General features: G+C 54.6%; 8 protein-coding genes. 4 read left to right on the top strand and 4 right to left on the bottom strand.

Features of this window, described 5'->3' with window-relative positions:
• Positions 1–71: 71 nt before the first annotated feature.
• The 3 genes from B5525_RS24680 to B5525_RS24670 form a co-directional block, all read right to left on the bottom strand.
• The gene (locus tag B5525_RS24680) at positions 72–1490 is read right to left on the bottom strand and encodes an outer membrane beta-barrel protein (protein WP_079568331.1); all 1419 of its coding nucleotides are present in this window, start codon (positions 1488–1490) and stop codon (positions 72–74) included.
• 60 nt (positions 1491–1550) lie between these two features.
• Positions 1551–2138: a polysaccharide biosynthesis/export family protein gene (locus B5525_RS24675; protein WP_079568330.1), complete on the bottom strand. Its 588-nt coding sequence runs from the start codon at positions 2136–2138 to the stop codon at positions 1551–1553.
• A 133-nt stretch (positions 2139–2271) separates the two neighbouring features.
• Positions 2272–3048 carry a 4'-phosphopantetheinyl transferase family protein gene (locus B5525_RS24670; protein ID WP_079568329.1) on the bottom strand — a complete coding sequence of 259 codons (777 nt, stop codon included), beginning with the start codon at positions 3046–3048 and terminating at the stop codon, positions 2272–2274.
• A 405-nt stretch (positions 3049–3453) separates the two neighbouring features.
• Here B5525_RS24670 and xrtD point away from each other — a divergent pair, with 405 nt between their 5' ends.
• Positions 3454–5061, top strand: coding sequence for a VPLPA-CTERM-specific exosortase XrtD (gene xrtD / locus B5525_RS24665; RefSeq protein ID WP_079568328.1), 1608 nt, complete (start codon positions 3454–3456; stop codon positions 5059–5061).
• 8 nt (positions 5062–5069) lie between these two features.
• Complete coding sequence (locus B5525_RS24660; RefSeq protein WP_079568327.1) at positions 5070–7478, top strand: tetratricopeptide repeat protein; 2409 nt, start codon at positions 5070–5072, stop codon at positions 7476–7478.
• Positions 7479–7814: 336 nt separating this feature from the next.
• Here the strand turns inward: B5525_RS24660 and B5525_RS44370 are convergent, their stop codons facing one another.
• Positions 7815–8132 (bottom strand): hypothetical protein, encoded by a 318-nt coding sequence (locus tag B5525_RS44370; protein WP_154073408.1) that lies wholly within the window; start codon positions 8130–8132, stop codon positions 7815–7817.
• 1999 nt (positions 8133–10131) lie between these two features.
• Here B5525_RS44370 and B5525_RS44365 point away from each other — a divergent pair.
• Together B5525_RS44365 and B5525_RS24645 are read left to right on the top strand one after the other, a co-directional pair.
• Positions 10132–10716, top strand: a complete 585-nt coding sequence (locus B5525_RS44365; RefSeq protein WP_154073407.1) for a hypothetical protein — start codon at positions 10132–10134, stop codon at positions 10714–10716.
• A 323-nt stretch (positions 10717–11039) separates the two neighbouring features.
• Complete coding sequence (locus B5525_RS24645) at positions 11040–11426, top strand: H-NS family nucleoid-associated regulatory protein (protein ID WP_079568324.1); 387 nt, start codon at positions 11040–11042, stop codon at positions 11424–11426.
• Positions 11427–11629 lie beyond the last annotated feature (203 nt).

The following is an 11629-nucleotide window of genomic DNA, read 5'->3' as shown; positions in this document are numbered from 1 at the left end:
GCGGCTCACTGCCATTTGCAACTCGAAACATCCGCTGAGAAAATCGGGACGCCCCACTCCAACCAGCCGCATTAGAATTTGTATGTTGTGCCCATCGTGACGTAGTTGCTGGTAGCGCTCGTTAGAGGCGCGTTGGACTGGATGGTTCTATAGCGATACTCCCACGTGAGCGACATGTTCCGCCAGATGTCGTATCGGAGAGTCGTGTCAAGCACCCAGGCGTTATCAAGTCTTGGGCTGCCGGAATATTGGATTCGATTGTACCCCAATTGGCAATTCGCGAACCACAGCGGTGTGATCTCGTAGCCGGATTGTAATGAAGCGGAAGTAATACGCGTTGAAGTGCCCAATGCGACTTGTACGGGGCTGAATGCCGGAAGGGTCAGCGCCAGATTCGTTGCCGATCCCTGTGACGCGATGTTTACCGTTTCGTCGACCGACCCAGTGAGCGTCCATCTGGGGGTTGGATAATAGGAGAGCGCTCCGCCATACACCTCGCCTCCAGCTGTTGTGCTGCCGCCCCCGGAGCCTTGATGTCCAAAATACAGGGAGCCGCGAAACAGGCCGAACTGGCGCGTGCCTAATCCGCCGATAATTCGGTATGACGTGGTCGAGGTGTTTGTTGGGATTGTTGCGCTCGCTACGTTTGTTGCATCCGTCACAACGGTCCCGATCGAGCCGTTGGAATAGGCATAGAACACTGGACCAAGCCAAACTCCGGCGCTTTCCGTAAAACTTCTGCTGCTGGTATTCGGTAAAGTCAGAGTATTTTGATATTCGGTGCGGTTGACCGTGCCGCTCAAGTTCAGCATGCCGCGGTTGAAGATTTTTTCGACGGAGAATGTGCCCGCGACTTGATCGGAGGGATTTACCAGCAGCGGCACGTTGCCGCCAAACGCGGGATTGGCCTGTCCGACTATCTGTCCTGTGGGTGATAGAATTGTCCCGTTAGGCAATTGCGTATTACCATTTGGCAACAGCGTGGTTGTCGGCGCTACCGCCGCAGTCTGAATTGAACTCTGCAGACCGGTAGTCAGCGTTGTGTGGGTGTAGTTCCCGTTGACGGTGAAAATCAGATCTCGCAGGGCCTCATACCGTTGGGTAAAGCCCGCACGCCCGTCCAAGGTATTGATATCATTATCGGTGGGATAAGCTTGCCGGTCGATATTCCCATAAAGCGTCGTCGTATGAATTCCGTTGCTCCATACGGCCGACATACTCGGCGTTACGCCTACTGCTGCCGCAGCGATCGGACGTTGCGGGCTCAGGAACAGATTATCCGAATAGAGAGAATAGATACGCAGCGTTGGATAGAGCAACCACCCATTGACAGCGATCGCATCCGGGTCCCTCGCCGGGAGCCTGCCGTTCCCCGCAACATCCAAAGGTGGCTCTTGGGCAAAAGCCAGCGGAATCCACGCGATCAAAAAGAGCACACTAAAAGCTAGGCGCGTAGCAAACTTTCTCGATCGAATTGAATCCTGAAGCATGGAATATCGAGACCCGCTTATCACGCCTCGGAGTTGAGGGCGAACCAGGCCCAGCACGGCCTAGAAATATCTTTCGGGCACTCGAATCAAATCTCCAGGCGCGATGGGAACGGCTTCCGTCAGGGGATATTCCTTCCACACCTCGTCTCCGGTGTGTCGGATGAGGACAAGAGACTTGCTGGCTCGATAGGTGAATCCGCCCGCCATTGCGACCGCCGTGTGCACGGTAAGACCGCTTCTGAACGGGTACTCGCCGGGATTAATTGCTTCCCCCAACACATAGAACGGTTTGAATTGGACGACTGCTACGGTAACGTGGGGGTCCTGCAGGAACCCACCACGACTAAATCTACTCGCGACGTCTCGTGCGAACTCCGCCTGCGAACGCCCCGCCGCCTTGATTGCACCGATCAAGGGCATAGACACATAACCACTTGGATTGATGTCATATTCGCCGGTCAGCGCCTCCTCGCCGTAAACGGTGATCTTTATCCTTTCGCCCGATTGCAGAACCGCAGCCACCCCGCTCCCTGACGAGAGGGAAACCGGCCTGGTCTCGACCTCTACGGGCCCATATTCGGTGTAACAGCCCGCCAACTGGAGCCCGGTCAGCAGAACGATCGCCAATTTCAGGTGTCTAACGATCATGGGAAAGGTGCTCTCTATGTCCGGCGGCTCGTGCCACTGTACCGCCTAGATTGGATCAAGGCTGTATCAGTTAAGTCACACCCCAAAAAATCGCACATGGAAAGCCCTGTTACTGCCGAGAAATATCAACTGGTTAGGCCGATTTGGCGCCATCAACCAATATAAGCGGATCCCAATCCCAGCATTTAAGCCCCCATTTCGAATTTGGGGCTGCCAAAGCTGCCGCATAGTCACCTGATAGGTCCAGGGCGCGAACCCTCCACTGGCTTGCCTCGGCAGGGTCAGGCCTGGTCGCCAGCAGCCGGGGTTCTTCCCCGGGGAGAAACGAAACATCAAACTGGTCAAGCGGCAGAGACAGGCCGATACCCCTTGCCTTCAGGTATGCTTCTTTGCGGGTCCAACAGTTAAAGAACGCCTTGTATCGAAGCGGCCCCCCAAGCGAGGCCAGCAGCTCGTTTTCATTGGCTGAAAAAAAACGCGCCGCAATATCGGCCACGTCCAAATCGGTCCGAATTCTCTCAACATCGACGCCCACCGCAAGGCCCCTCCCAATTGCGATCAGAATCAGGTCACCTGAGTGCGATACGTTAAACTGCACTGATGGACCTTGTTCTGGTAACAGGCCCGGTTTGCCGAATTCATCGTATTCAAACTGCACTTTGTTCGGCGGCAAATCCAGGAATTGACCAAGCAGCAATCTCAGATATCCACGTGCGATGACCGCGCGCCGGCGGTCCCTTTCAAAGTGAAATCGATCCGCACGCTCCCGTTCGTCCGGGGCAAGAATCTGCCAAAATTTGGTAAAGCCGGATGGTGCCATATCCAGGGTGGTTCGCCAGACATGAACCTCTTTTTCCGGCAATGCGTACCAGCCGACAAATTCGCCCCATATTGGTCCCTGAATATTCATTCTAAACTTTTAAAACTTCGCAAATTTCGCGTTTGCCAATCCTAGCCCGGAACCGCTCGTGGTGCCAGCGAAGCCGCGGAACTCATGAGGGTCCCCGGGGTCAGGTCTTTAAAAATCTAAGATCGTCGCCACAACCTTTGCTTGAAAATCGCCGCAATATTTGCAAAGGCATCGCGAAGGCCTTGGAGCACTGTACGCCTGAATGTGAAACAACGGCCCAAGAAAACAGCACCTATTCAACTCCTTCGAACTACCTTCACGCTCTGTTTACCAGTGCTGTCGACGCGTTAATGAAGCCAAGTGACAGTTGCGCCGCCGGCCTGAAATCCCTTGCGCTTTTGTCGCTGCTGCGGTGAATGTGCCATTTCAAAAGGCTTTTATCTTAAAGTCAAACAAGGCGTTGTAATGCCGGTACGATCCATCGAGTTCCCTGGAACCGCTGCAACCCGGGCGTGGATATTCGTATTTCTGGCGGCGCTATTGGCGGCTATTGGATTCAGCGGAGCGCTCTCTGAACTAGTCAAGCGCTGGGCCACGCAAGAGGAGTACAGCCACGGCTTTCTGATACCGCTCGTTACGGCATGGCTCCTATGGACACGGCGTGACGCGCTGCTCGCAAGCGTTGGACGGCCCGCGTGGTCCGGAGCTGTCCTTATGCTGCTTGCGATGGCCATGCACGTTGTTGGCCTGTTGAGTGCGATCTTCATTCTCTCGCAGCTGGCATTCATTATAGCGCTGCTGGGAATCGTATTAGCGGCCGGCGGGTTCTCTCTGCTCCGCGCCACACTTATTCCCATTATATATTTGATTTTCGCAATTCCACTTCCGTATTTCATTGACGCCAACCTGTCGTTGCAACTTCAGCTCATTTCGTCGCAGCTCGGCGTTTTCTTCATCAGGTTATTTCAGATCCCCGTCTATCTCGACGGAAACGTCATCGATCTCGGTACCTACAAGCTGCAGGTTGTCGACGCCTGCAGTGGATTGCGCTACCTGTTTCCCCTCCTCGGCTTGAGTTTTCTGGCAGCATATTTGTTTCGTGCACCAATCTGGCAGCGTGCGTTAGTGCTGTTTTCCAGCATTCCCATCACCATTTTAATGAATGGATTCAGGATCGGCATGGTTGGCGTGACCGTGGATAAATGGGGTCCCCGAATGGCCGAGGGAGTTCTTCATTTTTTCGAAGGCTGGATCGTATTCGTCGCATCTGTGTTTCTACTGACCGTGGAAGTCTCTTTACTCGCGCGCATATCGGGTAAACGTTTTTTTGAGGCCTTCGGCGTGCCAGCGGACACAGTCCGACTGCCTTCTGGAGCAAAATCGGAACCGACCGGTCGTACACCGCTGTATGCTTGTTTGCTTCTGCTGGGCGCGACCGTACTCACAGGACCGTTGATCTCCCACCGGTCAGAAGTACTTCCGGCGCGCAGCCGATTCGTATCCTTTCCCGCGGCGATCGGAGAATGGCATGGGCACGCTGCCCTGCTCGAGCCACAAGTCGTAAACAGCCTGGCTCTGGAGGATTACGTCCTTTCTGATTACAGCAAGTCCGACGGCAAAGCGGTCAACCTCTATGTGGCCTATTATGCCTCGCAGAGAACGGGTGAATCCCCTCATTCACCGTTGGTTTGCATCCCTGGCGAGGGCTGGTTGATAACAAAGTTCGAACGAACCAGTTATGGCGCCGAACACCCATTCAACCGGGCGATTATCGAGCGAAATGGCTCAAAGCAGCTTGTCTACTACTGGTACGAGGAACGCGGCAGAAAGATCGCAAACGAATATTTATCAAAGTGGTACTTACTTTCAGACGCTATCATCAAAAATAGATCCGATGGGGCTTTGGTCCGTCTGATCACGACAGTCTCGCCCAGCGAGCTTGAGCGTGATGCCGATAACCGCTTGCGGTTGTTTATGCACGACCTTTTGCCGAGCCTGAGTGGCTATTTGCCATCGGACGTCGCGCCTAACACCACGACAGTAGAGTATGGACCTGAGAGTACGACCCGGTAGGAAGCATCATGTTCAAATTGTTCGAATGTTATGGCACCACGATTAGGTCAGCGGTTCTCGTTTTGACGGCTTTTCAGCTCGCCGGCTGTGGTTCACCGGATGAGCGCGCGCAGACCTACTACGAGCACGGCATGCAACTTTTTTCAGAGCATGACAACGCAAAGGCGGCAATAGAACTCAGAAATGCTGTCAGGCTCAAAAAGGGGCTGCTTGGAGCGTGGAAAGCACTGGCCGATATTGACGAGATCAATCGCAATTGGCCGGGCGTCGTCGCGGACTTGCGAACAATCGTGGAGCTTAACCCGAACGACATTTCTGCGAGGTTGAAACTCGGCAAGCTTTTGCTGCTTGCCGGGTCCTCGGATGAGGCCCTTAGATTGGCCGACGTTGGCATCGAGTTGGACAATCGCAATGCAGAACTTCATGCGCTGAAGGCAGCGACATCCTTCAAGCTGGACGACCGTGCGGTCGCCGTTCGCGAAGCAGAGACCGCGCTTGAGCTCGATCCAGCCAACGCTGACGCTCGGATGGTTCTGGCCCTTGACCGGCTAGGAAAGGGCGATGCCAAGGGCGCATTGTCGATTTTGGAAGACAAGTCCGGTGCCGACGAAAATAATCTCGGTGTTCAGTTGCTGAAAATCAAACTCTTCAGGCAGACAGGAGACTTAGACAGCGTCGAGGCAGCTCTCAAGAGGCTCGTCGAGCTAAATCCGCAGGAACACAGCTTTCGCAAGCTTCTGATCAATTTCTACATCGAACAACGTCGCACCGACGACGCGGAGAAGGAAATGCGAGCCTTGGCGTCCGCAAACCCCGCCGACTCGGCGGCCGAACTTGATGTCGCCCGATTTCTGTACGCGATCAAAAAGGCCCCGGCCGCCGCACGGCAGGAACTCAATGCCCGCATCAGCGCCGGGGGAGAGGTTTTTCCATATCAGATGGCGCTGGCCGATATGGATTTTGCCGAGGGCAAGTTTACCGACGGGAAGCAGCTGCTTGAAAACCTTAGCGGTGCCGGCAGTTCACCAGAGCACGGACGGGCGGCAAAAATCGCGCTGGGTCAAATATATCTGAGCGAGAAAAATTTCGATCCGGCGGAGACGTTAATTGCTGATATTCTACGGGATGATCCTCACAATGTCCCCGCCTTGAAGCTTCGCGCGTCTATCCACCTGGAACGTGCCCAGTTGGATGCGGCCACAGCCGACCTGCTGGACGCTCTTAACTATCAACCGCGCTCGACCGATCTGATGTTGCTGTTGGCGACAGCGTATGAGCGCAACGGTTTGATCGAACTTGCCGACAAGCAGTTCGCGGATGCGATGAGGACGTCCGATTTCGATTCTGCTATCGGCCTTCAATACGCAGCCTTCCTGCAGCGTCGAGGAAGCATCGCTCGCGCGGAGGATATTCTGACTGGATTGAACAAGCGGCGACCCAACAACATTCAGATCTTGTCGACGCTGGCTCAGGTTAGGTTGGCGCGCCGGAACTGGAGCGGCGCACTGGAAATCGCTGAGTCGATCCGGCGAATTGGCAACGACGGTGGCACGTCCGATCAGATACTTGGCGCGGCCTTGATAGGAAGCAAGAAATATGATGAGGCGATTGCGGCCTTGCAAAAGGCCTATGACGCCGCTCCGACCGCTGTCCAGCCAGTGAACTCTCTGGTTGCCGTGCTTCTGAAGGTGAACAAGAAGGATCAGGCAATAATTTTCCTGAAATCCGTGCTGGCGAGAAATCCCGGCAACGCAAATGCCCTTGTTCTCCTGGGATCAATACAGCTTGCGAGCGGCGCAGGCGACCAGGCCCTCGCGAGTTTTTTGGCGGCCGTCAAAGCGCAGCCGAAGGACCTTATCGGGTACCAAGCGTTGGCCGATCTTTATCTAGGTCAGAAAAATTACGATGAGGCAATCAACGTCGTCCGAACCGCGATCCAGCAGCAGCCCGCTATGATGGACTTGCACATGATCCTAGCCGGTGCATTGGAGCGGAAGGCGGACTACGAAACCGCCATTTCGGAATATGAATTCGTGTTGGACAAGCAGCCGGCTAACTTGATCGCGGCCAATAATCTGGCCAGCTTGCTGCTGGACCGGCGCACCGACAAAGCCAGCCTAAAAAAAGCCCAATCGCTGGCAGCTGGTCTGCGGAATTCGCCGATACCGCAGTTCAAAGACACCCTCGGCTGGGTCAGTTATCTTCAAGGCGACTACAGGACCGCCGTTTCGCTGTCCGAAGAGGCCGCAGCCGCCCTCCCCGATCAAGCCGCGGTTCGTTACCATCTCGGCATGGGCTACATCTCGACCGGCCAGCCTAGCCGGGCAGCGGAGCAGCTTGGGAAGGCGCTAAAGCTGGGCCCAAATAACGAATTGGCGGATCAGATAAGGGCTGCGCTCAAAAAAGCAGGGACGTAGCGGCTCGGGACGCCTAGGAACAGGCGGTGTAAGGGCTGAAATCCTGAGGGCGGCTGGGCCGGACAACCGTAAGCGTCGTTGGCCACGGCCTTAAGTTCTTGCTTTCGGTAGGCCCACGGCAGGAGTCGATCGATTGTCGCTGTTCGGTTGAAGCGCATCGACTAGAGACCGGCTTTTTTGCGCCCGAGCGGTGCGACGTTCGCCGGCAAACAGCTGGAAACACATGCTCGCGCCGAGCGTTTCCAGTTTGCCCTCGCTGTGAACCGGAAGAATCCGGCATGAAACCGGCAAGGCTCATCAGCTTTACTCTCCCCGAGCGAGCAGACGGCTGATGCTTTAACTTGGCTTATTCTGCCGTGTGACTTGGCCTCGCTCGGACTTTATGAGTCCTGATTTGGTCAACTCTTCTGCAAGTCGGCTTATTTGGTTTATTAGGTCGATTGCGCAATTCATCGATAGCGCCAAACGTGCAACTACGTGACGTTGCTTTTCCGGTGGAGTTTGCGAAGTGGGCTCGGTCATGCGAACAGCCTCGAAATCGAGCTTAAGCGTTGAACCGTCACAGATGATAAACCCAACTTGGTCGGCAAACGTTTCTCTAACTTCGTGATGAGGGACAACCGGTAATTTCTTGGTCTCAGGATTGTCAGCCATGGCTTCTTCCTACTGATTTGCTATCGTTAACCGTCCAATTTAGACACCAAATAACGATCCAAAGGTTAAACACCGGCAAAACACCGTCAGGAGCGGAAAACAATAGCTGCGGACGCCGTTAGGGCCGCGGCGCAGCTTGGCTAATTCTAGCGGTACAGCTTCCAGCTACTAACACTAGTTGCACTATCGTCGAATGAACGCATTCAATTGGAGTCCAGGATTTGGCGATCCAACCATAGGAGGTTGGGTAACGGTTGTCCTTTATTTTCTTGCAGTTGTGACTACGTGGAAGACAACAAACATCGTCCGGGCAAGGGAGCGATTCGTAGCTGGAGAAAGATACACATGGCGCTCCATCTCAATTATGTTTTGCGCGCTCGGTATCAACAAACAACTTGATCTTCAAACCGCGATGACCAAGTTGGGTCGCATCGTTGCGAACCATCAAGGCTGGTACAATGAACGTCAGACAGTCCAGATATGGTTCATCGTAGGCGTGGCCGTCGTCTGCGTTTTGATAACCTGCGTGTTGCTCACCTTGAGCAGAAGAGCCCCTCCTCCGACCTGGCTCGCCCTTGTTGGCACAGCAACAGTTCTCGCATTTATTTTGATTCGAGCGGCGTCCTTTCATCATATCGACAGGTTTCTTGGTGCGACTATCCTGGGACTCCGTTGGAATTGGGTCTTAGAAATGGGCGGCATCAGCACCGTTATAGTAGCAAGCGAGGTGCGTCGAAGGAGACTCAAAACGAGGTTGGCGCCAGAACTACAGCGTTCTGTGAACTAACTTGTTCAACCATTAGGCGGTCATGAACATGACTTCCATCCGCTGACGACTGACCGCGATGGCTATCGCCAAATGGCAGCCCCTTCTCCGCGTTTCTGGCGTAAGGGCTGGGTTAATAGCCGCGGTCCGGGACAAAAACCTGATGAGCGCGGATTAGGTCGCCATCGTTGTAGGCCTTGGGGCAGGCGCATCCTTCCGCCTCCTGAACCAGCCAAGCAAACCCAGGGTACCGAGGCCCGCGGCGAATAACGGGAGAGCAGCAGGTAGAGGCGTGACGTAAGCCCCGTCGGGAAGGTTGATTGCTATTGAGTAGTCCACGGTCCCCAGACCACCAAGGATACTGGCGAGGCTTGAAGTTGAGATACCAAGAGTGCTTGGCAAGACAGAAGGGAAAAAGACGGCGCCAAATATTTCGTGTTTGGTACCGTTTGTGTAGTCACCCGTATTTACTCCCAGTGACACTACGTCATTGAGATTGTCGGTAACAGTTGCAGATGCAAATGTTCCCCATCCGGAGGGCATGCTGGGGTCCCATACCGGGCCGTTACCGCTTATCGTCATTATTGCAGAAAAAACGCACGGAGATGAGCAAGTACCTCCGATGTTGAGTGTAGTGTTCGACTGAAAACTCACATTGCCCACACCGGAATATTCGTAGGATAATGTGACCGCAGAGGAACGGGTTATTAGCCCGGCGCTGGCCGCCAACCCGACAAAAGCGCAAAAAGCCAATCGTACAAACGCCCGCTTCATTTGATACTCCTCAGACCATCCGCAACAAAATCTATTAATGTGGACAATCGGATGTTTTAATTTCGGCAATTTAATGCATTTCAGAAGTTGTAAAGGGAACCGGCAAGAGGTACGACGTGCGGGGTCCGGCGACGACCACAATCTGACCGCCCAGACTCAAGCCCGATTTCGGAGGATTTCAGGAGCTTTCCGATCGGCTTCGCGTTCCGCCTGCGGCGAATCCATGCTCACGCCGGACACCCCGGTCGCTTCGCGCGCGCGGCCGGTACAGGTTTCTCGTCCAACGTCAGCGGTTGAGATGCTCCTGGCACGGGCAGTTCGCGTGCAAGACCGATCTCGCCAACCGTGTGCTCCCAGCGTAAACTGCCCTATTGGCGCTTGCCATCATTATTACATCGATCGCAGAACCCGATTGCTCGCTACCGTCAGTCTCTTCGGAGCTGCCATAAGGTCATGAAAATGAAGCGAATTTATATGTTGCTTGCATCGAAACAGTGGACCGAATCGTCCAAACTGGATTTCGCACGCCGGGACGACGGGTCGCTGGAGATTCGTTTCGACAAGCGAGTGAACAGGTATTCACTTCTCTTGGCCACTGCCGCCCTTGTATTGGTTTCCGGCTACGCATTCGGCCAGACGACCCGCACAAATCCATCCGCCGCTTCGACCAGCTCGTCCATTCCGGCCTCCTCGTCGACAAGTCCCAATAGTCCCTGCAACCCTACCAATCCAAGCAGTCCTTGTTACTCGGCGAAGTCCCCTCGAAATCCCTGTTACTCCGCGACCAACGACCCCTGTTCCACCACGACCACGCTTACCTCCCCGCCTTCGGCGGCGCCGCCACCAAAGGCCGCCACGCACGTGCAAACCGCCGTCCCCGCTATCACTGAAGATCAGGCGAAGTCGCAAATAGAGGCGAAAGGATATTCGAGCGTTACTGGGCTGCGAAGAGACGCCAAAGGAATATGGAGCGGCAAGGCGGTGAAGGACGGAATTCCTGCGAATGTGATGCTCGACTTAACCGGCAACGTCACCGCCAACTAGCTCGATCTCGTCGACGCCGCGGGTTAGATTCGCTTAAGGACTCGCCGCCCGGGACGTCCTCATTTTGGCCGTGGTCATCCAAGATTTCCCCGGCGGTTTTTTTGGCCCGTGACCTCATCTTCGAATTAAATAAAGCTGATTTGGAGCCACGGCCCGAAGGATGGCGTTTCCACGAATCGTAAGCGACCATAGATTCTTAGACGCTCAGCACGGCCGGCATGTCTGATAGTCCAGGAGTTTCGGTCCTCTCGACACCCTTGCTAATAAACGCCAAAGTGAGACGATTATTATATTAGTTAATTCATAGCAATCCAGAGATGCGAATGAGCAGGAAATTGAACTTCGATGGAATGTCCGTTGACGAAATGTGGCGCCTTCACGAGGAGATTAGCCGCGTCTTGTCGGTCCGTTTGACCTCGGAAAGACGCGAACTCGAAAATCGTCTGGCGCAGCTTCGCCGTGAAAATGAAATTCGTCGATCGGCGCAAAGCGAAACCTCGCCCGCAAAACTGCAATCCACCAAGCGCAAATATCCGCGTGTATTTCCGAAATACCGCAATCCGAGGGAGCCTTCTGAAACCTGGTCGGGTCGCGGGAAACAACCTCGCTGGCTGGCTGCCGCGCTCAATTCCGGGCACACAATTGAAGAATTTTTGATCAGTGACGCTAATACAAATAACAGTCGAGGACGGGTCCGACAGTCACACTGACAGGCTGCGCAATGCCGCAGGTTGTCGCCTAATCGTGAAACATCCGGTCGACCTATCCACCGATTGCAGTTGGTCGCCCGTCCGTGCCGTCGCTCTTTTGCTGGAGCTACATCGCGACGCCGGCCAAGGCGCCCACCGGTAGTGAGCATACAACTAGACCGCAGCTAGCCCATTAGGACCTAGCGTACCATACTAGGCCAACC

The sequence above is a fragment of the Bradyrhizobium erythrophlei genome (assembly GCF_900129505.1).
In the GTDB taxonomy this organism is placed as follows: Bacteria; Pseudomonadota; Alphaproteobacteria; order Rhizobiales; family Xanthobacteraceae; genus Bradyrhizobium; species Bradyrhizobium erythrophlei_D.
Note: the sequence above shows the minus strand (reverse complement) of the source record. Positions and strands in the feature narration are given on the sequence as shown.

Bases quoted from the DNA above. Each gene is read 5' to 3' on its own strand.
- B5525_RS24680 (WP_079568331.1), bottom strand. From the start codon at position 1,490: ATGCTTCAGGATTCAATTCGATCGAGAAAGTTTGCTACGCGCCTAGCT.
- B5525_RS24675 (WP_079568330.1), bottom strand. From the start codon at position 2,138: ATGATCGTTAGACACCTGAAATTGGCGATCGTTCTGCTGACCGGGCTC.
- B5525_RS24670 (WP_079568329.1), bottom strand. From the start codon at position 3,048: ATGAATATTCAGGGACCAATATGGGGCGAATTTGTCGGCTGGTACGCA.
- xrtD (WP_079568328.1), top strand. From the start codon at position 3,454: ATGCCGGTACGATCCATCGAGTTCCCTGGAACCGCTGCAACCCGGGCG.
- B5525_RS24660 (WP_079568327.1), top strand. From the start codon at position 5,070: ATGTTCAAATTGTTCGAATGTTATGGCACCACGATTAGGTCAGCGGTT.
- B5525_RS44370 (WP_154073408.1), bottom strand. From the start codon at position 8,132: ATGGCTGACAATCCTGAGACCAAGAAATTACCGGTTGTCCCTCATCAC.
- B5525_RS44365 (WP_154073407.1), top strand. From the start codon at position 10,132: ATGAAGCGAATTTATATGTTGCTTGCATCGAAACAGTGGACCGAATCG.
- B5525_RS24645 (WP_079568324.1), top strand. From the start codon at position 11,040: ATGAGCAGGAAATTGAACTTCGATGGAATGTCCGTTGACGAAATGTGG.